The 20,967-nt window shown below is 65.0% G+C and carries 24 protein-coding genes and 1 tRNA gene; 9 read left to right on the top strand and 16 right to left on the bottom strand.

Translation table 11 applies throughout. The features are described from left to right. Positions 1–5: 5 nt before the first annotated feature. A complete protein-coding gene (locus RTW82_RS16630; protein ID WP_316925748.1) occupies positions 6–818 on the bottom strand; it encodes a MerR family transcriptional regulator in 813 nt (270 codons plus the stop codon). Positions 819–1,130: 312 nt separating this feature from the next. Between RTW82_RS16630 and RTW82_RS16625 the strand changes: the two genes are divergently transcribed. Together RTW82_RS16625 and RTW82_RS16620 are read left to right on the top strand one after the other, a co-directional pair. Then, on the top strand, positions 1,131–2,045 hold the full coding sequence (locus tag RTW82_RS16625) for an alpha/beta fold hydrolase (RefSeq protein ID WP_021221392.1): 915 nt from the start codon (positions 1,131–1,133) through the stop codon (positions 2,043–2,045). Further along, the gene (locus RTW82_RS16620; RefSeq protein WP_043243092.1) at positions 2,042–2,926 is read left to right on the top strand and encodes a metal-dependent hydrolase; all 885 of its coding nucleotides are present in this window, start codon (positions 2,042–2,044) and stop codon (positions 2,924–2,926) included. The genes RTW82_RS16625 and RTW82_RS16620 overlap by 4 nt, the downstream gene beginning before the upstream one ends. A gap of 55 nt (positions 2,927–2,981) precedes the next feature. On the opposite strand, the gene rmuC is transcribed toward RTW82_RS16620, so the two are convergent. The 5 genes from rmuC to RTW82_RS16595 form a co-directional block, all read right to left on the bottom strand. Continuing rightward, positions 2,982–4,343 (bottom strand): DNA recombination protein RmuC, encoded by a 1,362-nt coding sequence (rmuC, locus tag RTW82_RS16615; RefSeq protein WP_316925901.1) that lies wholly within the window; start codon positions 4,341–4,343, stop codon positions 2,982–2,984. Positions 4,344–4,509: 166 nt separating this feature from the next. Continuing rightward, complete coding sequence (locus RTW82_RS16610; RefSeq protein WP_021221395.1) at positions 4,510–4,917, bottom strand: tetratricopeptide repeat protein; 408 nt, start codon at positions 4,915–4,917, stop codon at positions 4,510–4,512. Between the two features lie 326 nt (positions 4,918–5,243). Continuing rightward, on the bottom strand, positions 5,244–6,320 hold the full coding sequence (locus RTW82_RS16605) for an AraC family transcriptional regulator (RefSeq protein WP_316925747.1): 1,077 nt from the start codon (positions 6,318–6,320) through the stop codon (positions 5,244–5,246). Positions 6,321–6,331: 11 nt separating this feature from the next. After that, the gene (locus RTW82_RS16600) at positions 6,332–7,084 is read right to left on the bottom strand and encodes an RES family NAD+ phosphorylase (protein ID WP_316925746.1); all 753 of its coding nucleotides are present in this window, start codon (positions 7,082–7,084) and stop codon (positions 6,332–6,334) included. 36 nt (positions 7,085–7,120) lie between these two features. After that, a complete protein-coding gene (locus RTW82_RS16595; protein WP_021221398.1) occupies positions 7,121–7,492 on the bottom strand; it encodes an antitoxin Xre/MbcA/ParS toxin-binding domain-containing protein in 372 nt (123 codons plus the stop codon). A gap of 123 nt (positions 7,493–7,615) precedes the next feature. Between RTW82_RS16595 and RTW82_RS16590 the strand changes: the two genes are divergently transcribed. Next, on the top strand, positions 7,616–8,098 hold the full coding sequence (locus tag RTW82_RS16590; RefSeq protein WP_271658683.1) for a transcription elongation factor GreAB: 483 nt from the start codon (positions 7,616–7,618) through the stop codon (positions 8,096–8,098). A gap of 50 nt (positions 8,099–8,148) precedes the next feature. Then, on the top strand, positions 8,149–8,550 hold the full coding sequence (locus tag RTW82_RS16585) for a hypothetical protein (protein WP_316925745.1): 402 nt from the start codon (positions 8,149–8,151) through the stop codon (positions 8,548–8,550). 391 nt (positions 8,551–8,941) lie between these two features. Here the strand turns inward: RTW82_RS16585 and RTW82_RS16575 are convergent, their stop codons facing one another. Next, on the bottom strand, positions 8,942–9,388 hold the full coding sequence (locus RTW82_RS16575; protein WP_316925743.1) for a S24 family peptidase: 447 nt from the start codon (positions 9,386–9,388) through the stop codon (positions 8,942–8,944). Positions 9,389–9,490: 102 nt separating this feature from the next. After that, entirely contained in the window at positions 9,491–11,089 is a 1,599-nt protein-coding gene (locus tag RTW82_RS16570; protein WP_316925742.1) for a M28 family metallopeptidase, read from the bottom strand. Between the two features lie 508 nt (positions 11,090–11,597). Here RTW82_RS16570 and RTW82_RS16565 point away from each other — a divergent pair. Continuing rightward, entirely contained in the window at positions 11,598–12,149 is a 552-nt protein-coding gene (locus RTW82_RS16565) for a GNAT family N-acetyltransferase (protein WP_316925741.1), read from the top strand. Positions 12,150–12,328: 179 nt separating this feature from the next. Here the strand turns inward: RTW82_RS16565 and RTW82_RS16560 are convergent, their stop codons facing one another. Together RTW82_RS16560 and RTW82_RS16555 are read right to left on the bottom strand one after the other, a co-directional pair. Next, positions 12,329–12,568, bottom strand: a complete 240-nt coding sequence (locus RTW82_RS16560) for a DNA-binding protein (RefSeq protein ID WP_081672337.1) — start codon at positions 12,566–12,568, stop codon at positions 12,329–12,331. Between the two features lie 53 nt (positions 12,569–12,621). Next, positions 12,622–13,044 carry an Arc family DNA-binding protein gene (locus tag RTW82_RS16555; RefSeq protein WP_184487751.1) on the bottom strand — a complete coding sequence of 141 codons (423 nt, stop codon included), beginning with the start codon at positions 13,042–13,044 and terminating at the stop codon, positions 12,622–12,624. Between the two features lie 198 nt (positions 13,045–13,242). Here RTW82_RS16555 and RTW82_RS16550 point away from each other — a divergent pair, with 198 nt between their 5' ends. Further along, complete coding sequence (locus tag RTW82_RS16550) at positions 13,243–13,527, top strand: hypothetical protein (RefSeq protein ID WP_316925740.1); 285 nt, start codon at positions 13,243–13,245, stop codon at positions 13,525–13,527. A 46-nt stretch (positions 13,528–13,573) separates the two neighbouring features. Here the strand turns inward: RTW82_RS16550 and RTW82_RS16545 are convergent. From RTW82_RS16545 to dapA, 4 genes are all read right to left on the bottom strand, one after another. Next, positions 13,574–13,663, bottom strand: a tRNA-Ser gene (locus RTW82_RS16545). A gap of 114 nt (positions 13,664–13,777) precedes the next feature. Beyond that, a complete protein-coding gene (locus tag RTW82_RS16540; protein WP_021221405.1) occupies positions 13,778–14,647 on the bottom strand; it encodes a phosphoribosylaminoimidazolesuccinocarboxamide synthase in 870 nt (289 codons plus the stop codon). A gap of 131 nt (positions 14,648–14,778) precedes the next feature. Next, entirely contained in the window at positions 14,779–15,894 is a 1,116-nt protein-coding gene (gene bamC / locus RTW82_RS16535; protein ID WP_021221406.1) for an outer membrane protein assembly factor BamC, read from the bottom strand. Between the two features lie 18 nt (positions 15,895–15,912). After that, entirely contained in the window at positions 15,913–16,791 is an 879-nt protein-coding gene (gene dapA / locus RTW82_RS16530) for a 4-hydroxy-tetrahydrodipicolinate synthase (RefSeq protein ID WP_021221407.1), read from the bottom strand. 167 nt (positions 16,792–16,958) lie between these two features. Between dapA and RTW82_RS16525 the strand changes: the two genes are divergently transcribed. Together RTW82_RS16525 and RTW82_RS16520 are read left to right on the top strand one after the other, a co-directional pair. After that, the gene (locus RTW82_RS16525) at positions 16,959–17,516 is read left to right on the top strand and encodes a glycine cleavage system protein R (protein WP_316925739.1); all 558 of its coding nucleotides are present in this window, start codon (positions 16,959–16,961) and stop codon (positions 17,514–17,516) included. A gap of 10 nt (positions 17,517–17,526) precedes the next feature. Further along, positions 17,527–18,000, top strand: coding sequence for a peroxiredoxin (locus tag RTW82_RS16520; RefSeq protein WP_263399918.1), 474 nt, complete (start codon positions 17,527–17,529; stop codon positions 17,998–18,000). A gap of 61 nt (positions 18,001–18,061) precedes the next feature. On the opposite strand, the gene RTW82_RS16515 is transcribed toward RTW82_RS16520, so the two are convergent. After that, a complete protein-coding gene (locus RTW82_RS16515) occupies positions 18,062–19,141 on the bottom strand; it encodes an AI-2E family transporter (RefSeq protein ID WP_021221411.1) in 1,080 nt (359 codons plus the stop codon). 26 nt (positions 19,142–19,167) lie between these two features. Further along, the gene (locus tag RTW82_RS16510) at positions 19,168–19,419 is read right to left on the bottom strand and encodes a sulfurtransferase TusA family protein (protein WP_316925738.1); all 252 of its coding nucleotides are present in this window, start codon (positions 19,417–19,419) and stop codon (positions 19,168–19,170) included. A gap of 105 nt (positions 19,420–19,524) precedes the next feature. Here RTW82_RS16510 and RTW82_RS16505 point away from each other — a divergent pair, with 105 nt between their 5' ends. Continuing rightward, positions 19,525–20,958: a M48 family metalloprotease gene (locus tag RTW82_RS16505; RefSeq protein ID WP_021221413.1), complete on the top strand. Its 1,434-nt coding sequence runs from the start codon at positions 19,525–19,527 to the stop codon at positions 20,956–20,958. Positions 20,959–20,967: the final 9 nt, after the last annotated feature.

Raw genomic sequence — 20,967 nt, 5'->3', positions numbered from 1 at the left:
GGGCTTCAGCCCTTGAGAAAGCCCCTGAGCAGCTCGCCCACACGGCCACCCAGCTCCTGGTTGGCCGAGAGCTGCAGCCCGCGCGCCAGCTCGCTGTCCACCACCTGTTCCACCAGCGGGCGCAGCGCCAGCAACTGACGGTTGAGGCCTTCCAGTTCGGCGACATGGGGCAGGCTGGTGCTGAGCAGCGGGTTGACCAGGTGATCGACGATCATCCGCACGATGCCCTCCGCCACCGGCTCCACCTGCTGGCGGATCGTGGCGAACTGCTCCAGCAGCACCAGCAGCGGAATCCCTGAACGGTGCAGCTGCACCCCGGCATTGAAGATGCGCGGGTTGAGCACGCGCAGGTGGTCCCCGGCGAACTCGATCAGCCCCAGCGCCTGGGCGATGTCCATGGCTTCATCGGTGAGCTCGTCGCCGAACAGCGCCTGCACCTCGTCGAAGCCCAGGGGCGTGGGCTCAAGCTGGGTCCAGTCGCCGACTATGGCCTGCTCCAGGCCAAGCACATGGGCCAGGTCGCGGCCCTGTTCCCAGGCCTCGAACAGCTCGCGGATACTGGCGATGCTGTAGCCGCGCTCCAGTAACTGGCCGATCAGGCGCAGGCGCGCCAGGTGCTCGCCGCTGTAGATACCCACACGCCCCCGGCGCTCGGGCGGCGGCAAGAGCCCGCGATCCTGGTAGGCACGCAGGTTGCGCACGGTGGTACCGGCCTCGCGGGCCAGCTCGTCGACGCTGTATTCCTCGCCCGGAACGGGCTCGGGGATGTGCGGCGCCTGGGCGAGCAGGCGCTGCAGGAAACTGGGGGAATTCTTCATGGGCGGATCATATCTCCGCGCCCCGACGGCCAACAACAGCGCCGCCGGAGGCCCAACCTATGGCTGGAACTGCCGGCACAGAGGGCCCGCCAAAACCCGGATAACACCACGCAAGCCCCCTGCCACGGCACTTTGCGGGCAGCGGTAACGCGGTAACAGGCGCACCGGCGAAAGCGCCCCTGCATCTGGCCAGCACCGCATCCCTGGCCGACAATCGATGACATCGAATGATGTAACGATTCAGGCCCGCAGGAGATCCGCCATGCCCGCCACGCACCCCGCCACCCTTCGCCCGCACCGGGAGGCGAGCCGATGAACGCGCCCCTCACCCTCGAACCCCAGCGCGTGACGGTGCAAGGCGACGGCGTGCGCCTGGCCACCTACCAGTGGGGCAATGCCAAGGGGCCGACCCTGCTGCTGGTGCACGGCTACCCGGACAGCCACGAGGTGTGGCTGCCGCTGGTGCGCGAACTGGCGGCGGACTACCGCATCATCGCCTACGACGTGCGTGGCGCCGGCGCATCGGGGGTGCCGCCGCGCATCCGCGACTACCGCCTGCCGCGCCTGGCCAATGACCTGGAAGCGGTGCTGCGTGCCCTCAGCCCGGATCGCCGCGTGCACCTGGTGGCCCACGACTGGGGCTCGATCCAGAGCTGGGAAGCGGTGACCGAGCCGCGTATCCAACCCCTGCTGGCGTCCTACACCAGCATCTCCGGCCCCTGCCTGGACCACGTCGGCCACTGGATGCGCAGCCGCCTGCGGGAAAAGCGCGTCGGCGCCTACCTGCAGATGATCGGGCAACTGCTCAGCTCCTGGTACATCGCCTTTTTCCACACCCCGCTGCTGCCGGAGCTCACCTGGAAACTGGGACTTGCCCGCGCCTGGCCAGGCCTGCTGCGCCGCGTCGAAGGCATCGCCAAGCCACACGTCAGCAGCACCCAGCTCACCGACGGCCAGCGTGGGGTGAGGCTCTACCGCGCCAATTTCATCAGCAGCCTGTTCCGCCCCCGTGAACGTCACACCGACCTGCCCGTGCACCTGGTCATCCCCACCCGCGACCGCTTCGTGCGTCCGCAGCTGTTCGACGAGCTGACCCGCTGGGCGCCGACCCTGTGGCGCCGCGAAGTGCGCGCCGGCCACTGGCAACTGCTGGCCGAGCCGCAGCGGCTGGCCGGTTGGCTGCGTGAATTCGTCGACCGCGAGGAACCGGCCAGGAGAGCCTCATGAGCACCGAGCACCACCGCCTCGAACAGCGCAAGGTGCGCTTCGACTTCGCCGACACGCCGCTGCACTGGGTACCGGGCGAACCCGAGGCTTCGCACATCATGAACAGCCTGCACCTGATCCTGCCGGCCGGGGAGTTCTGGTTCTGCCGGGTCTACAACAAGGCCCTGCCCCAGGTGACCGACCCGCTGCTGGCCGAGGACGTGCGCGGCTTCGTGCGCCAGGAGGCGCAACACGCCCGCGCCCACGACAGCGCATTGAAACCCTACCTGGAACGCCACGGGCTGGACCCAGCGCCGGTCACCGCCGGCATCTACCGCCTGTTCGACAAGGTGCTCTGCGACCACCCGCTGGGCGAACACCGCCTGAGCCGCTGGCTGCAACCCTGGTGGCTGCGCCAGCGCGTCGGCCTGATCGCCGCCGTGGAACATTTCACCTGCGTGCTGGGCAACTGGATCATCACCACCCGCAGCCTCGACCAAGCCGACCCGGTGATGCTCGACCTGCTGCGCTGGCACGGTGCCGAGGAAGTGGAGCACCGCTGCGTCGCCCATGACCTGCATGTGCACCTGGGCGGCAGCCTGCTGGCGCGGGGGTTCTACATGGTGGTGGCGTGCATCGCGCTGATCACCCTGTTCAGCGTCGGCTCCGCCAGCCTGATGCGCCAGGACCCGGCTACGCGCAAGCGTGCCGGCTTCCTCCGCCACTGGCGTCGCCTGGGCGCCCGCGACACGCTGCCCACGCCCGCCAGCATAGGCCGCGCGGTGCTGCGCTATTACGAGCCGGGTTTCCACCCGCGTACCGAAGGCGATCTGTCAGTGGCGCTGAGTTACCTGGAGCGCTCGCCGGCAGCGCAGCGTGCCGCGGCGGAAGCGGGCGCCTGACCCGCCGGCCGGCACCGAGGAATGAGGCCCACCAGCTGGGCCCAGAACGAAGGCATCACTCCTCCAGCTCATCCAGCAGCGGCAGCCCTGCCGCGCGCTCGAGCAGGTCGGTGGGTAGGCTCTTGCTGGCGCGGGCCCCTAGCAGCTTGATGTTCTCGACCCGGCTGACGAGGTTGCCGCGCCCGTCCACCAGCTTGTTGCGGGCGGCGGCGTAGGCCTTGTCCAGCTGCTGCAGGCGGCTGCCCATCTCGTCCAGGTCCTGCACGAAGGCGACGAACTTGTCGTAAAGGGCCCCGGCGCGCTCGGCGATCTCCCGGGCGTTCTGGCTCTGCCGCTCCTGGCGCCACAGGCTGTCGATGACCCTCAGGGTGGCCAGCAGGGTGGTCGGGCTGACGATGACGATGTGCTGGTCGTAAGCCTCCTGGAACAACCCCGGATCGGCCTGCAAGGCGGCAGCGAACGCGGCCTCGATGGGCACGAAGAGCAGCACGAAGTCCAGGCTGTGCAGGCCCTCCAGGCGCTGGTAATCCTTCACCGACAGCCCCTTGAGGTGATTACGCAAGGACAGCACGTGCTGTTTCAGCGCCTGGGCACGGACGGCCTCGTCTTCAGCAGCGATCAGCGCCTGGTAGGCGGTAAGGCTGACCTTGGCGTCCACCACCACCTGCTTGTCGCCGGGCAGCTGGATCAGCACGTCGGGCTGGAAGCGCTGGCCATCGGCGCTGTTCAGGCTGACCTGGGTCTGGTACTCGCGGCCCTTCTCCAGGCCGGCATGCTCCAGCACCCGTTCCAGCACCAGCTCGCCCCAATTGCCCTGGGTCTTCTGGCCCTTGAGCGCGCGGGTGAGGTTGGTGGCCTCATCCCCCAGGCGCTGGTTGAGCTGCTGCAGGCGCTCCAGCTCCTTGCCCAGGGAGAAGCGTTCGCGCGCCTCCTGTTGATAACTCTCCTCGACACGCTTCTCGAAGGCCTGGATGCGCTCCTTCAACGGGTCGAGCAGCTGCCCCAGGCGCTGCTGGCTGGTCTCGGCGAAACGCTGCTCGCGCTCATCGAAGATCTTCCCGGCCAGATCGGCGAACTGGGCGCGCAAATCATCGCGAGCGGCCTGCAGGTCGGCCAGGCGCTGGGCGTGGGAATCCTGCTGCTCGCGCAGCTCCGCGGCCAGGGCGGCACGCTCGCTATCCAGGCGACGCAGCTCGCCCTCCTTGCGCTCGCGCTCCTCGCTCCAGGCCGCCTGGGCTTCGCGAGCGGCCTTGCGCTCGACGCCGAGCAGCTCGGCCTCGCGGCGCAACGCTGCCAGTTCGGCCTGTTGGGCGGCGTTGTTCTGGGTGAGTTCGCGGATTTCCACGCGGCTGTCGTCGAGCTGGGCACCGAGCCCGTCCTGGGCCATCTGAGCGGTGGCGAGGCGCTCGTCGAGCAACAGCCGTTCGAGTTCGCCGGCGGCAATGCGGCGTTGCTGATGCCAGGCCAGGCCCAACAGGGGAACAGCGGCGAGCGCGAGGCCGATTAGCAGATTGGGCAGGTCGAAGGGCATGGGGGGCTCCGCGGAAGGATGCCGGGCAGTATACCCAGCGCCCAGGCGGCGGTCAGGCGCTGGGCAGACGGCTCAGCAGGCGCTTGGCCTCGTGGGAACCCTGGGCGGCTGCCTGCTCCAGCCAGTGGCGGGCCTGCTGCAATTCCTGGGTGCGGGGCTGTGCATAAAGGCGGCCCAGTTCGAGCTGGGCGCGGCGATCACCGGCACGCGCGGCCTGGCGCAGCATGTCGAAGCCGATACGGCGATCACGGGTGTTGCCACAGTCGCGGCAGAGCATCTGGCCGAGGCGGCTCTGAGCAGCCACCACGCCCTGACGGGCCGGTTGCTTGAGCAGTTTGCCGGCAAGCCGCTTGACGCTGGCGGCCTGGCCGAGGCGAGGGTTGTCGAGCAACCAGAGGGCCATGCGCAGGGGCAAGCGTTGGTTCTGCTGGGCGGTTTCGACGAGTGCTCTGGACTTCATGTAAAGGGGTGTGGCGGCCGGGAAGGTCGCGCACTCTACTCCTTTTTCGCCGCAGGTAAAGTCTTGCCAAGCCTGGGAGCGGCGTTCTAGAGCAAGCGCTCGGGACAATCCACAGAAGCTGTGGATAACTCTGTGGGAAAACAGCGAGAAATCCCCTTCAAACCCGATGAAACGGGCGCTCCCGTCAAATTGACGATTTTTTCACCAACCTGAAAACCCTTTATTTTTCATTGCTTTAATAGAGCGCCACGAAGAATCAAGCGGTTACGCGCGAATGTGACTGCGAAATGACAAGCTGCCTCGCCATTGTGCACAACTCATTCCTGTCAACCCCTGCAGCGCCCCGTTTCAGGGCGCTTCGGCCGCTTTTCCCGGCGAAAAGCCGTCGGCGGCAAGCCCGTCCAGCGACGGAAGGCTCGGGAGAATGAGCTTTGTTCGGCAAAGCCCAGCACGTAGGCGATTTCCAGCAGGGCGAAGTCGGTGTGCTGCAGGTAAAGCTGCGCCAGATCCTTGCGCACTTCATCGAGCAGACCGGGCAAGGCCAAACCGGCTTCCCCCAGGCGGCGACGCAGGATGCGTGCAGTGAGCCCCAGATGCCCGGCCACGTCATCGAGGCCGATCTGCCCCTGCGCCAGGCCGGTACAAAGCGCCGCACGCACCTCGTTGGCCAGGTTGGCGTCGAGGCGATAGGCCGCCAGGCAGGCTTCGCCCTGGGCGTCCATCAGGCTGCGCAGGTGGGGGTCGGCCTCTCGCAACGGCGTCTGCAGCAGCGCCCTGTGGAAAATCACCGCATTGCGCGTGCAACCACCCTGGACCGGGCAGCCAAGCACCTCGGCATAGACGTCGGCAGCCGTGTCGAGGCGATGGCGGAACTCCACCTGCAAGGGCTGCGCGCGCCCGTCACTCAGCCAGCGACCGAAGGCCAGCCAGCCGGCCAGGGCCATTTCCACCACCTGACGGGGCACCCAGGGCAACAAGCGTGGCCGCCAGGTCAGGGCAACCTGCTCGCCCTCCTCCTCCAGCCGGGTTTCGCCGATGTCCCAGACCAGTTGCTCGAAACGCTGCAGACGCTGGATGGCCTCACCCAGCGTGGCGCAGCTCATGGCCGAATAACCGAGCACCTGGAACGAACGCGGGCGCACGGCCAGGCCCAGGCGCAGGCCGATCAGCGGGTCGCCCCCCAGGCGCTCGGCCTGCAACAGCAGGGCAAAGGCCTTGAACAGCGGCAAGCGATAGCCCGGCAACGCCAGCTGCTCCGCCGGGATATCCACAACCCGCAGCAGCTCGCTGACATCCAGGCCGCGCTCTGCCGCTGCAGGCAGCAGCGACTCCACGTAGCTCGCAGCGATGCCGGCGGGGGAACCGACCAGGGACAGCAGCTGTTGTGGCCAGGATTCGCTCATCGGGCGGGGGCTCATGCCGGCTGCGGCAGGCGACCGTCGACGAGGAACTGGGTCATGCGGAACAGACGCGGTGTGTCCGGTGCCTGGGCATGCTTGAAGGCGACGTATTCGGCCGTGGTTTCGCAGAGCCAGGGCGTGAGATTGCGCGGCCGCCGGTCGGTGAAGGCTTCAGGGGTGAACAGCGCGATATTGGTGCCCTGCAACGGGCAACGCGCGGAGCGGTACTCGAAGGCCTCGACCCCCGCAGCGCGCATGGCGGCACCCAGCGCCTGGCTGGTGCGGTAGTCCACCGGGTCGGCGAGTGCTTCGTCGTGGGCATCGAAAGGCGGCAATTGCAGTTGCACACCGCGCTCGACCTGGAAGCGCGCCTCGAAGGACGAATGCTCGGACAGGATGCGCCCGCTGGGCGGCGGCACCGCCATGCCGCTCCACAGCACGAAGCGGTAGAAGGCGCCTTCGGCCATGGCGGTTTCCAGGCGCGAGGCAGCATAGAACAGGCTGGGCTCGTGAACGGTGCCGAAGCGCGAACCCCAGCGCAGCGGCGGGTAGCGGAACGGAGTCTTCAGCAAGTAGTGCAGCGGTTCGGCGCTACGGGGCAGTGGCGGCTTGCTGGTCTCGATCAGCTCTTCCAGCAGCGCCTGCTCGGCGAGGTTGTCCACCAGTTGCAGGGTGGCCACCTGCTCCTGGCTCTCCACCAGGCGCACCAGGCGGCCACGCAAGGGCCTGATCCGTTCCGGGCCTTGGCAGGTCGTCCAGATATCCATGTCCAGCCTTCCTTCGTTGTTGTTATCGGGGGACGTTCAGATCTTGCCGCGGATGGCGTCCAGGTACTCCACCACCCTTACCAGACCCTGCACCTGGGCCATCAGTTCGAGGGGCACGGCACCCAGATGGCGGTTCTCGGTGCGCAGGAAGTGGCGCATGTCATCGAGGTTGCCGCCGAACAGGGCGAACAGGGCGCGGTAGGCGCGGATCAACAGCAGCGCCAGCTCGCCGGTCTTGCTCTGCGGGCGGATGCCGCCGCTGTCCGCCCAACGGGTGATAGCAGTGCGGTGCACCCCGACGATATCGGCCAGTTGCTGTTGGGTCAGCCCCAGTTGCTCACGGGTATTGAGCAGGGCCTTGGCCAGTACGGCATCGGGATCGAGGGTGGGGCGGCTGAGGGCGCTCATGGGATTCCTCCGTGCGTTTGCATCAATATAAAGCAAATATGCTGCAAACACACAAAATACAATCCCCTCCTCTTCACCGATTGGCAGCCGTAGAATGCACCCTTCGCCGCAGGAATCTCCGCCATGGACAAAGCCCGTATCCAGCACTTGATCATCGACACGCTCACGCACGATCTGGAGCTGCTGCAACGTGCCGCACAGACGGCTTATGAAGCAGCGACCCATGAAGAGAACGTCGCCGAGAACAAGTACGACACCCTGGGCCTGGAAGCCTCCTACCTGGCTACCGGGCAAGCCCGCCGCGCGGCCGAGATCAAGCAGGCGATCGGGCTGTTCCAGAACCTGGTGCTGCGTGAACACGACCCGGCCCTCGGCATCCAGCTCAGCGCACTGGTGCACCTGGAGGCCGAGAACGGAAGCGGCCAGCTACTCTTCCTCGGCCCGGAAGCTGCCGGGCTGAAAGTGCAGGGCGAAGACGGAGAAGTCACCGTGATCACCCCGCGCTCCCCGCTGGGGCAGGCCTTGCTGGGCAAGGGCGCCGGCGCGGAGATCACCCTGGTGATCGGCGGCACTCGGCAATGCTATGAGGTGATAGCAGCCCATTGAGATCGAACCTGGCACGCCCGGATCGGTCCATTGGCCACACAGGAGGTCCCATGCCCACTCGTAGCCGCACACTCCACGTCAGCTTCAACCCGGTGAAACTGGTGCTGTGCATCGCCCTGGGCATCTGGCTCGGTTTCGTCGCCGTTGCCGGCACCGCCTGGTTCGGCTATCGCCACCTGGTGAGTGCCGCCTGGGAGCAAGTGGGCCAGAGCGCCACCGCACCCTTGGGTTCGCCGGTGGGGCCTGCCCCCACACCTGCACCCGCCCCACAAAGCAACGCGCAGATGTTCGAGCGCTACCAGCAGAACCAGGGTGCCGCCCAGCAGCGCGACAACGCCCGTATCGAAGAGGCGGAACGCCTGGCCAGCCCCAAGTGCCAGTTCTGGACCGCCCAGCAGCGCAACGCCCCCAATGAGAAAGCCCGGCAGAACATGGAGCGCTTCTGCAACTGAGGCACCCCGCCGCACGTCGTTCGACCCGCACTTTATTGCGCCCCTGCTGCCGAAGTTTTCAAGCACCGGCGCATTTCGCCCAAAGGAACCGGCCAGCCGACCGAAGGCGGGGCCTGTCAGGGAAGCGTCACGGATGCCGGACTAAACTCCAGATGTGTGCCCATCTGCGGGCACCGAGGCGGTTAGCGATGAGTCCTGAAGCCTTTATCGTGTTGTTGATCCTGGGTTGGCTGCTGGTAGCCGTTGCGATGCTCTGGGCCATGCTCAGAATCACCCACCACCACCATCACCCCACCACCCGAGCGCCACGTGAGCAGGTCGAACACCCGGCCAGCGGGCGCAAACCCCGGCAAGCGACCGTACCCCATCACTGAGGTACGGCCTCCCCCCCTCACGCCAATGGCTGCCAGCGCTCCGGTCGACGGAAGCTGTGGGTGACCACGCCGCGGATCATCCAATCCTGCTCGGGCGAGAGGTTCAGCGCGGGGTAACGGGCGTTCTCCGCCAGCAGCACGCGGCGCCCGTCCTCGTGGCGCAATCGGCGTATGTAGAAATCCCCATCGATGACCGCCACCACCAGGCTGCCGTCGACGGCTACGCGGGAGCGATCCGCCAGCAGCAGGTCACCGGCGACCAGGCCCATGCCATCCATGCTGTCGTCTTCCAGGCGCACGGTGAAGGTTTGCGGAATATCGATGCCCAGGAGCTCGTCCAGGCTGACGCAGCCTTCCAGGCGCAAGCGCACCGGCCCTTTGGCGTTTTCATCGATGGCGAGGGTGTAAAGCGGAAGTTTGGCGAATGACGGCCCCAAGCGGCCGATGATGCGGACGTTACCCATGGCGGAGCCTCCATATACTGTTCATACATACAGTATTTGCGCACCCGGGCTTCGTCAATGGGGAGCTTGCGCCGGGATACCCGGCGCAAGTTCGATCAGGCGTTACTTGATGTAGGCATCACCCCAACGCTCGATATCGCGTACCGCCGCCTTGCGCAGGGTCGCGCCCTGAGCTTTCTTCGCCGCTGCGATTTCGTCGTCGATGATCTTGGTGGAAATCGACAACCAGCTGGTGGCGAACGCCATGGCGTCACCATTGATCTCCAGTGCATCGAGATCAATGTTCGCCGTGCTGTCACAGGCACTGTGGTAGCAGGGGTCGAACGGCTGGCCGGCTGCGCCGCCATATTTCTGCGCCTGCTCTTCGGTCTTGATGTCCTCGGCGCCGGTGAACAGGCCACCGAAGGCGATGCCATCCTCGAAGAACTGCGCATAGTCTGAGCGGAAGTCGATCTCGGTGCCTTCGAACTGCGCACGGCGCAGCTTGAAGTAGGCCTCGAACAGATGCTCGATCGCCGCCGAACCGGCCGGCCCCTTCAGGCCGAAGGAAGAACCGTCGCCGTCATAGATGAAGTTCGCGTAGTTCGGCGAGCCGATCATGTCGAAGTTCAGGTATGCCTTGATCTTCTTCTTCTCCTCGGGGGTGAGATTGTTGACGTAGTAGGTCGAGCCCACCAGACCGGATTCCTCGGCGCCCCACCAGGCGAAACGCACCTTGTTCAGCGGGTAGGCCTTGCGCAGCAGCACGGCCATCTCCAGCAGCGCGGCGCTGCCGGAACCGTTGTCGTTGATGCCTGCGCCCTCGAACACGGAGTCCAAGTGCGAACCGACCATCACCACGTTGTTCGGGTTGCCGTAGCGGGTCTCGGCCACCAGGTTGTAGGTCTGGGTCTTGGAGCGCACCACATCGACCACCATGCGCAGCTGCAGGCCTTCAGTACCGGCCCAGGCGGCGCCGTTGTCGTAGGTGGCGAAGATCACCGGGATGCCGCCTTCGTAGCCATCACCCAGGGTGACGTTCTCCAGGCCCTTGCGGTCGTCGGTGTTGCCCTGGTTGAAGATGATCACCCCGGCGGCACCGGCGGCGGCGGCGTTCTCGGCCTTCATTTCGAAGTTGCAGGTGCCCCGCTGGATCAGCGCAATGGAACCGCTGGGGAAGTTGGCGAAATCTTCCGCCTCGCAGCCACTGGAGGAGTTGTTGCCCGCTCCCAGGGCCACGTCCACGGGCACCACCTTGGCGCTCACGTCACCGGCTTCGGTTTGCGAGAGGTAAGTGAAGTCCGTATCCCAGACGTAGTTGCCAGGGGTTGGTGTGACTGCGTTCAGGGTGCCCGGCCCTTTCGGGTAGTAGGCGGTGAAGGGGAACGGCTGCACCGTCACCTTGTAGCCGGCCTTCTGCAGGGTCTTCTTCACATAGTCGATGGACGCCTGGTAGCCAGGCTGCCCAGCGGCGCGGTTGCCGCCATTGAGGCTGGCGACGTCCTGTAGCGCCTGGAGCCGGGTGAAGATGTTGCTCGCCTGCAGGCAGCGCGGCAGGCCGAGCGGCGTGCCGACCAGCAAGGGCGAGTTGCAGATGGAAGGGTTGGGTTTGCCGGGACTCCAGAATTCCTTGAATTCGGCGTCTGCGGCGGGGCTGGCGAAGGAAGCGGTGGAAACGGCGAAAGCGAGGGAACCGACAACACGTCTGAAATTATTTTTCATGCTGACTCCAATCCTTTTGAAGTGGTTGTAGGCAGGCCTGAAATGGCATTGCGCCACTGTCCGGTACTTCATCCTTCGGACGACCTAAAACCTAGACTGGAGGGTGTAGCCGGGGTTCTTCGCGCGTGACGGGGAAAACGTGCGCTTTGTCGCTTTTTCGATACAAAAAGGCGCAAGCTGCGACGAACGTTTCGGAAAATGAACTCATTTTGATATCAATAAAATGTCTTTTGGCCATCATTTCGGGAGCGGTGCAAGGTGACCGACGCGGCAACGGCTCCGAAGGATCACGGAGCACCGAAGAAGGATTCAGGGGCCTTGCTTGACCAGGTACCAATCTGTGGCCCTTGAGCTCCTGCTCGGCACGACGGTGTCGTCCCCGTAGGCGTAAGCCGGATCAGAGGCCTTGTACAGCGGCAGTACCTCGATCTCGTTGGCTTCCTGCTCGGTTTTCAGCCGGGCGCGCTACCATCCCGGCCCCACACCCTGGATCAACTGCAGGAAGCCCATGAGCAGCACCCCGGACATCACCCTTCACACCGCACCGGTAGCCGATTCGGACCTCGACTTCGTGTTCACCTTCGAGCGGCGGCAGGTAGTGGACCGGGTCATTCGCTTGCAGGCGAGCCACGCGGTGGAAAGCGCCGACCCCTTCATCGACGACTGGTCCCCGGCCGACCGCCAGGAAGTGAAGGACACGCTGCGGGCCGCTCTGGCCAACGGCGGCTTGGTCTGCCTGGCGACCCGCCTGGGGCGGGTCGTCGGCTTCGTCTGTGTGGACGGCGCGCCTATAGAACCCACCGGGCGCTACCGGCCATTGAAGGAGTTCCATGTCGAGGCCACCGAGCGTGGCAGGGGCGTCGGGCGCCTGCTGTTTGCCCGCTGTCTCGAAGAGGCCCGCCACAAGGGCATCCAGCGCCTGTATGTCTCGTCCCACTCGGCGAGGGAGACGGTGCGGTTCTACCAGCGTCAGGGTTGTGTGGATGCGCAGTGGTTGTGGCCGGAACAGGCTGAGCGGGAGCCTTGCGACTATCCGATGGAATACGAGGTTAGGCGATGAGCAGCTCTGCTTGTCGGGCATTCCCTTGCCCATGAACTTGGCGAAGCATGGCATCCACTATTCAGTGGATGCGCTAGCGTTCGTCCGGTCTCAGCTGCCGGGAGCACGACTGGAGAAGCCAGGCGCTTAGGCAGAAGCGATACAGCGCTGGGCGGAAAGCTGCGGGTCACAGCCCGTGGTCACTCAGCGCTGGATGGCGATAAATCTGGATGGGTGTCGTCATAGGCCGGGCTTGTCTGCCCGATCTCGGGTGCAATCTGGCCGCAAGCCAGCCAGAACGCGTACTGGGGATAGGCCTTCACAAGCACGTCGATCTCTTCCGTGCTGACTCTCACCGCACCTTTGCTGACGCTTCGCCAACGGTCGTGGTTGCCTCCACCCAGTTCACTGGCCTTTTTCGGCCCCAGCCGCTTGATCAACGCTCGTGCTCTATCGCCCGCTGTCTGCATAAAACGTCTTTAACGTTACCGTCTCAAAACTCAATACTAATAGAGGCTGCGTCTTTCCAGCTCGCCTTGTAGCCCGCTTCAGACAGCTCTTGCAGGACACCGCTCATGAGGAGAGACAGGTGAGCCTCCGGAAGCCCGAAGTTCAATCCCAGGTCTTCGACATCAACCTTCGCACCGTCATGACCAAGCCTGACGGCGTGCGAGATGGCTTCAATCGCTCTTCTACGAATCTCGTCCGGCAATCCCGCTCTCGCCATCAGCGCCAACTCCCTTGCTCTGGCAGCTGGCATCAGCTTCTCGGTGGCGAACTCTCCAAGAAAGCTGGCTTCGATGCGAGCAATTAGCTCGGCGTTCAGTGATCGGCCTGAATTCTTTGCTGCCAGCTCCACTTGGGCGCGCAACTCGATAGGCATTCTCAGTTTGAATTGGGGGTCTTCTCTGCTCATCCGCGGGAGGATGTACCACCGTGGTATTGACAGCAATAGAACCACCGTGGTCCCACCCAACAAAATAAACCACCGTGATCCTATCAAGAGCACTCGGAGTCGACTCATGCACCCGAAAGACTTCTTTACGGCTCCCCTGCCCATCCACGGAAAGTGCACGGGTCTAGTCGGCGCTTGGGATTCCGAAGGGGAAGAAACATGAACAACCAGCCCTTGAATACCGCCAGGGCCCTGGCAAACCTGGGACAGACGGTAGTAATGGAGCTGCACTGGGAAGAGGTGCCGCCCCCTCTGTTCTGCTGCTACCACATCGTGGGCGTGGTGGTGCCGGTGGAGGGTATTTGCGAGGAGGGCTACTTCCTGGTGAAGAACGCGCTGGCGCCGGGGCCGTTCCCGGATGAGCTGTTCTGGTCAGACATCCGCCGGATGAAGGTGCTGGTACAGCGCACCCTGCTAGCGCAAGGCGCGCACGGGCATGCCTGAAAGCACAAAGCCCCTGGCTCTCGCGAACCAGGGGCTTTGCTGTATATGGCGGGAAGATAGGGATTTGAACCCTAGGTGCCATTGCTGACACAACGGATTTCGAATCCGTCCCGTTCGGCCACTCCGGCATCTTCCCGAACGGCGCGCATGATACCAGCTGAAAGGCGTTTGGCGAAGCCCGCCGAGGCAATTTTTTCGCGTGCATTCAGATGCTTGCGTATTGCCCGGGCTGGCGGACCTGCCGCTGGGATCAGGCGGTGAGCTTGGTCAGGGCTTCGCGGTACTTGTCGGCGGTCTTCTGCGCGACGTCGGCGGGCACAGCGGGAGCCGGCGGCTCCTTGTTCCAGCCGGTGGATTCGAGCCAGTCACGGACGAACTGCTTGTCGAAGCTGGGCGGGTTGCTGCCTTCGACGTAGCTCTCCACCGGCCAGAAGCGGCTGGAATCGGGGGTCAGCACTTCGTCCATCAGGGTCAGGGTGCCGTCTTCGTCGATACCGAACTCGAATTTGGTGTCGGCGATGATGATGCCGCGGGTGGCCGCGTATTCGACGGCGGTGCTGTAGAGGGCGATGGCGGTGTCGCGGACCTTGGCGGCCAGCTCCTTGCCGATGATGGCTTCGCACTGCTCGAAGGAGATGTTCTCGTCATGGTCGCCTACGGCGGCCTTGGTCGAGGGGGTGAAGATCGGCTGGGGCAGCTTGGAGGCTTCCTTGAGGCCGGCGGGCAACTGGATGCCGCAGACGGTGCCGCTCTTCTGATACTCCTTCCAGCCGGAACCGACGATGTAGCCGCGCACGATGGCTTCGACGGCAACGGGCTTGAGGCGCTTGGCGACCACGGCGCGGCCTTCCACCAGCGGCAGCTCGGCAGCGGGGACCACGTCCTCGACCTTGTCGCCGGTGAAGTGGTTGGGCACCACGTCGGCGAGCTTGTCGAACCAGAAGTTGGAGATGGCGGTAAGGATCTTGCCCTTGTCCGGGATCGGCTGTTCGAGGATGACGTCGAAGGCCGAGAGCCGGTCGGTAGCGACCATGAGCATGCGCTTGGCATCGATCTCATAGAGGTCGCGGACTTTACCGGAGTAGATCTTCTTCAGGCTCAGGGTGCTGGGAGTGGTCATGTGGATTTTCCGCCTCTGTTAAACGAAACAGGCGAAACCTGCGGGGTTTCGCCTATTGTCTTGCCGCCGCGCCCTGGGGCACGTCGACTGGAGCCCGGGTGGAGGTTGCCCGCCACCCGGTCGGTCCGGCCTCAGCCGAGGTTTTCCTGGATCAGGCCCAGCACGCGACGCGCCACATCGGCGGGTGCCACGGTGTTGATGTCCTTCTCCACGGTGACCTGCACGCTGTCGCCGACGCGGGTCAGGCGGACCTGATAGCGGTCGGCGCGGGCTTCGATCTCTTCCTTGCTGGGCGCGCTGCCCCACAGGCGGCTGAAGAAACCGGGTTCCTGGTCCTTCTCCGCGCCTTCGGCGAGGTTGATGTAGTACACGCCCAGGCTGCGGTTGATGTCGTCGACGCGTACGTCGGCCACTTCCAGGGCACGGCCCACGCTCGACCAGGAACGGTCGAAGTCGGCGCCCAGGTTGAGGATCGGGTTACCGCTGCCGTCTTCGGACAGGGTCACGCGGCTCGGCGCATCGAAGTCACGGGCTGCCAGCAGGGACACGGAACCACCCTGCTCGGCGCTACGCGCCATGGTGGCGAGCATTTCGTCCATCAGCGCGGCCTCGAGGCTCGGGCTGTCGGAACGGCTCGGCCAACCGGTGTCGGCGGTGCTGCCTGCCGGACGGGTGGTGGTGAGGACGAAGATCTCGCTGGTGTTGCGCTGCACACCCGGCTCGATGCGCACGCGGGCACGCACTTCGCTGTCGGGCTCGACACCGCTCACACGGCTGCCGAGGCGACGTGCCAGGGGAGCGGAGAGCTGGTCCAGGCGCTGCCAGCCGGTGCTGAACTCACCGGTCTGCGGGCGCTCGTCGACGACCTTGAAGCCGCCGTCTTCGAAGAACTGACGCGCGACCGGCCACACTTCGGCCGGGACGCGCTGGGCAACCACCCAGCGGGAGTCGCCGCTCTTCTGCAGGCTGTAGTCGCTGACCTCGCCCTTGACCTGCAGGGGCTGCGGGCGCGGGACTTCGTAGTCGGCATCGTTGCGGCTGTCGGCGACGTTCACCGGCACCGGCAGCAACGGATCAAGACGTTTGGATTGGGCATCCGGAGGCAGCTGCATGGGCGCGGTCTGGCGCGCTTCCAGGTAGTCGTTGCCGCGGTCGCGGAAATAGCCATCTTCGCCCCAAAGCCAGCCGCAGCCGCTGGTGCTGGAGATCATCAGGGCGAGAGCGGAAAGTCCGGCCAGTCGCTTCATGCGTAGTAATTCCTCGGATTAAACCAATACACCGGACTGGCGGAGCGCCTGACGCAGCGGTTCGTGGCAACGCGGGCTGAGCCAGGTCAGCGGCAGACGGATGCCGTCGGGCATCAGGCCCATCTCGTGCAGGGCCCATTTCACCGGGATCGGGTTCGATTCGATGAACAGCGCCTTGTGCAACGGCATCAGCTTGTCGTTGATGGCACGGGCGGTTTCAGCATCGCCACGCATGGCGGCGGCGCAGAGTTCGGCCATCTCGCGGGGGGCGACGTTGGCGGTCACGGAGATGTTGCCCTTGCCGCCCATGAGCATCAGCTCGACGGCGGTGGCGTCGTCACCGGAATAGACGAGGAAGTCCTTGCTCACGCGATCCAGTACTTCCTGGCCGCGCTTGAGGTCGCCGGTGGCTTCCTTGATGCCGATGATGTTGGAGATCTTCGCCAGGCGCTCGACGGTCTCAGGCAGCATGTCGCAGACGGTGCGGCCGGGGACGTTGTAGAGGATCTGCGGAATCGCGACGGATTCGGCGATGTGGCGGAAATGCTGGTACAGGCCTTCCTGGGTCGGCTTGTTGTAGTACGGGGTCACCAACAGGCAGGCATCGGCGCCAACGCCTTTGGCGGCGGCAGTGAGGTCGACCGACTCACGGGTGGAGTTGCCCCCGGTGCCGGCGATGACCGGGATGCGGCCATTGACCTGATCCACCACGCGGCGGATGACTTCGATGTGTTCGTTCACGTCCAGCGTCGCGGATTCACCCGTGGTGCCGACTGCGACTATGGCGTTGGTGCCTTCCTGCAGGTGGAAATCCACCAGCTTGGTCAGACTCGCCCAGTCCAGTTGACCTTGTGCATCCATGGGCGTGACCAGTGCCACCATACTGCCCGCAATCATGCAACCGCTCCTGCCGGAAAAAGAGAGCCGTAATGGTACTGGTGCCCATTGCCCAGCACAAGCTGACGAGGGTGCCTCAAGCATTCCCCTCGGCGGCGCTTTTCGCTAACCTTCCCGCTTTGATCGGCGCGGCTTTGCCCGCCCTCCTCTCGCTTTAGGAATGCTGCATGTCCACCACCCCGCTCCGCGAACAATTCCTTGTGATCAGTGCCCTTGGCGTCAACCCGATGGAGCTGACCAACGTGCTGTGCCGAGCCAGCCAGGAAAACCGCTGCGCAGTGGTCAGCAGCCGCCTGACCCGCCACGGCGAGTACTGCGCCCTGGTGCTGCAGGTATCCGGCAGCTGGGATGCCCTGGCCCGCCTCGAAGCCGGCCTGCCCGCCCTGGCCAAGCGCCATGAGTTCACCACCCAGGTAACCCGCAGCGCCGCGCTGGAGCCCCGCCCGCAGTCGCTGCCCTACGTCGCCTACGTCAGCGCCGCGTACCGCCCGGATATCCTCAACGAGCTGTGCCAGTTCTTCATCGATCACCGTGTCGAACTGGAGAGCCTCACCTGCGACACCTACCAGGCGCCGCAGACCATGAGCACCATGCTCAACGCCACCATCACCGTGACGCTGCCCGCCGGCACCCAGATCAGCTGGCTGCGCGATCAGTTCCTCGACTTCGCCGACGCGCTGAACCTCGACGCGCTGATCGAGCCCTGGCGCCCGCAGCACCCGTAAGGAGCAAGACATGGCCGTAGCCATCGACCAACCGGTCGCCGACTTCACCGCCCCCGCCACCAGCGGCCAGCAGGTGACCCTCTCCGCCCTCAAGGGCAAGCAGGTAGTGATCTATTTCTACCCGAAGGACAGCACCCCGGGCTGCACCACCGAAGGCCAGGGTTTCCGTGACCAGCATGGCGCCTTCGCAGCAGCCAACACGGTGATCTTCGGCGTCTCCCGCGATGGCCTGAAGTCCCACGAGAACTTCAAGTGCAAGCAGGAGTTCCCCTTCGAGCTGATCTCCGACAAGGACGAGGCGGTCTGCCAGCTGTTCGACGTGATCAAGCTGAAGAAGCTCTATGGCAAGGAATACATGGGCGTCGACCGCAGCACCTTCCTCATCGACAAGGACGGCGTGCTGCGCCAGGAGTGGCGTGGCGTGAAGGTCCCCGGCCATGTGGATGCCGTGCTCGCCGCCGCGCAGGCGCTGAACAAGGGCTGAGTCCAGGCGTAATGCAGACGCAATGAAAGAAGGCCGCGATCGCGGCCTTTTTCATGTGCACTCACATCAGCGGTGATGGCCCTTCCCGCAGGGGTCCGCTGCGCGGCCAGGCATCCAGCACCGCCTTGAACAGGGTCGCCAGGGGGATGGCGAAGAAGATCCCCCAAAAGCCCCAGAGCCCGCCAAACAGCAGCACCGCGCAGATGATCGCCACCGGGTGCATGTTCACCGCTTCGGAGAACAGCAACGGCACCAGGATGTTGCCATCCAGCGCCTGGATCACCCCGTAAACCACCATCAGGTAGATGAACTGGTCGCCCCAGCCCCACTGGAACAGCGCGATCAGGGCCACCGGCACGGTCACCACCACCGCGCCTATGTAGGGCACCACCACCGAAAGGCCGACCAGCAGGGCCAGCAACGCCGCATAGTTGAGCCCGAGAGAGACGAAGGCGACGTAGGTCACGCCGCCGCAGATGACGATCTCGATCACCTTGCCGCGGATGTAGTTGGCGATCTGCTGGTGCATTTCCCGCCAGACCTGGGTCATCAGCGCCCGCTCGCGCGGCAGGTAGCCGCTCATCCAGCGCTGGATCAGCTCGCGGTCCTTGAGGAAGAAGAACACCAGGATCGGCACCAGCACCAGGTAGATCATCAGGTTGACCACCAGCGGCAGGCTGGAGAGCGAGAAGGTCAACGCCCACTGGCCGAACTTGCCGATCTCGCTGCGGGTCACCTCGATGGCATTGAGCACCTGCTCGTCGGTGACCAGGTGCGGGTAGCGCTCGGGCAGCAGCAGGAGCAGCGACTGCCACTCGCCGAGCATGCGCGGCAGCTCGTTGAACAGGGTGCTGAGCTGCTGCCAGAGCAGCGGCATGAGCACCACCAGGAACAGCGCCAGGGCACCGATGAACAGCGCGAACACCAGCCACACGGCCAGCGTCTCGGGCATGCGCAGGCGCTCGAGGAAATTCACCACCCCCTGCATCAGGAAGGCCAGCACCAGACCCGCCAGGACCGGCGCCAACATGTTGCCGAGGGTGAGGACGAGGGTGAAGCCCAGGACCAGGAAGACCGCCAGTACCACCGCTTCTTCATCGGAGAAGTAGCGCTGCACCCAATCGCGAAGCACCTTGAACATCGGAGTTCCTTGGTAAGCGGAGAAATTCAGGCCTTGCGCAGCCAGTAGCGATAGGTTCCGCCCTGCTCTTCCTCGTGCAGCAGCAAGTGGCCGGCGAGGCGGGCGAAGGCGCGGAAGTCGCGTTGCGAACCGGCATCGGTGGCGGTGACCTTGAGCACTGCGCCACTCGCCAGACGGTTGAGTTCCAGCTTGGCCTTGAGCAGCGGCAAGGGGCAGTTGAGCCCGCTGGCGTCGAGTTCGGCGTCGAAGGTATCGGGAGCGCCGGTGGCGTCTGTCATGGGTGTTCTCCAGGAGGGCGCCTAGGATACAGAAGCCCGCGCAACCCTGGCCAGCCGACCGGGCGGGAGGCTACAGTTAGCGCTTTGCCGACAAGAGCCCTGTGCATGAATCCGCTGCGCCCCACTCTGCTGACGCTTGCCTGCCTCCTCGCATCGCCCGTGATGGCCGATGACCTGCCGTCCCTCGGCGACTCCAGTTCGGCCATCGTCTCCCCGGAACAGGAACACCAGCTGGGCCGCGCCTGGCTCAGCCTGCTGCGCGGCCAGGTGGAACAACTCCCGGACCCACAGCTCAAGGACTATGTCGAAACCAGCGTCTACCGCCTGGCCGAAACCAGCCAGCTGCAGGACCGTCGCCTGGAATTCGTGCTGCTCAAGAGCCCGCAGCTCAACGCCTTCGCCGCGCCGGGCGGCATCGTCGGCGTCAACGGCGGCCTGTTCCTCTATGCACCGAACGAAGCCGAGTACGCCTCGGTTCTCGCCCACGAACTGGCTCACCTGTCGCAACGCCACTTCGCACGCGGCATCGAAGCCCAGCAACGCATGCAGATCCCGGTGATGGCGGCCATGCTGGCCGGTATCGTCGCCGCCGCTGCAGGCGCCGGTGACGCAGGCATGGCGGCGATCATGTCGACCCAGGCCGCCGCGATCCAGGAGCAGCGCCGCTTCTCCCGGCAGAACGAACAGGAAGCCGACCGCATCGGTCTGCTCAACCTGGAAAAGGCCGGTTACGACCCCCGCGCCATGCCCAACATGTTCGAGCGCCTGATGCGCCAGTACCGCTACGACTCCAAGCCGCCGGAATTCCTCCTCACCCACCCGGTGACCGAGTCGCGTATCGCCGACACCCGCAACCGTGCCGAACAGGCGCCGCCGGGCGGCGTGGAGAACAGCCTGCGCTACCAGTTGATGCGCGCCCGCGTGCAACTGATGTTCGAGGAAACCCCGGGGATTTCCGCCAAGCGCTTCCGCGCCATGCTCGACGCCGACCCCAAGCTGGATGCCGCGCGTTACGGCCTGGCCATTGCGCAGATCAAGAACGGCCAGCTCAACGAGGCGCGTGAAGGCCTGGCGCAATTGCTGGCCAAGTCGCCCAACGAGATCGTCTACAACCTCGCCCAGGTGGACCTGGACATCACCGCCAACCGCCTGCCGGACGCGCAGAAACGGGTCGACCGACTGCTGGGCCTGTACCCCAACAACTACCCGCTGAAGCAGGCGCGCAGCGACCTGATGCTCAAGCTCAACAAACCCCAGGAAGCGGAGAAGATCCTCGACGGCCTGGTGAAGTCCCGGCCCAACGACCCGGACGTCTGGTACCAGGTGGCCGAAGTACGCGGGCTGGCCGGCAACACCATCGGCCTGCACCAGGCGCGCGCAGAGTTCTTCGCCCTGGTCGGCGACTACGACCAGGCCATCGAACAGCTGGATTTCGCCAAGCGCCGCGCCACCAACAACTTCCCGCTCGCCTCGCGCATCGATGCACGCCAGCAGGAGATGATCGAGCAGCAGAAGACCATCAAGCAGATGATGCGCTGACAGCAAGCG

It is taken from the genome of Pseudomonas sp. zfem005 (assembly GCF_032621735.1).
In the GTDB taxonomy this organism is placed as follows: domain Bacteria; phylum Pseudomonadota; class Gammaproteobacteria; order Pseudomonadales; family Pseudomonadaceae; genus Metapseudomonas; species Metapseudomonas solani.
This window is presented reverse-complemented; position numbering and strand designations above follow the sequence as displayed.